General features: G+C 30.0%; 1 protein-coding gene. It reads right to left on the reverse strand.

The window, feature by feature from the left end:
• On the reverse strand, positions 1-820 hold an 820-nt coding region (dnaG, locus tag KPL50_RS26630), incomplete at both ends, for a DNA primase (protein ID WP_216301467.1).

Genomic DNA, 820 nt, shown 5'->3' on the forward strand with positions numbered 1-820 from the left:
ATTAATAGTGAGTGCAGTACCAAGCGACGCAACTACATTTGAAAAACCATATTGATGAAGCGAAATGCAATCCATATATCCTTCTACAATTATTATTGTTCGAGATCTGTTATTTTTAATTACAAAATTTAATCCATAAAGATTTAATCCTTTATGAAATAAGGGAGTTTCCGGTGAATTTAGATATTTAGGTTTCGAATCATCTAAAACTCTTCCACCAAATCCAATCACTTTCCCCATATAATCAAACACAGGGAACATTATCCTATTTCTGAATCTATCATAATAAGATCCCTTAGGACTTTTAATAATTAATCCTATATTAAGTAAATCTAGTTCTGAGTAGCCTTTCTTTTTTAAATATAATAACAATCCATCCCATTTATCAAAAGAAAAACCTAACCCAAATTTTTTCATAGTAGCCTCTGTAATACCTCTGTTAATGAAATATAATTCAGCTTTCTTATCCTTTCTTAAGTTTTCATAAAAATACCTGGCCGTTTCCACATTAATATTGTACATTTTTTTATACATGTCACGTTGTACATTATTTTCTCCATTATCTACTTCTATACTAATGTTAGCCCTTTGAGCAAGTATCCTTGCAGCTTCTGGAAAAGTTACATTTCTATCCTTCATAACATAACTAATTACATTTCCAGCTTCTCCACATCCAAAACATTTATAAATTTGTTTTTCCGTAGACACTGTAAATGATGGACTCTTCTCATTATGAAAAGGACAAAGGCCAGTATAATTTTTTCCTGTCTTTTTAAGTTTTACTCTTACAGATATTACATCCACAATATCATTTTGTTCC

The sequence above is a fragment of the Clostridium sp. CF012 genome (assembly GCF_018861755.1).
Classification (GTDB): Bacteria; Bacillota; Clostridia; order Clostridiales; family Clostridiaceae; genus Clostridium_AD.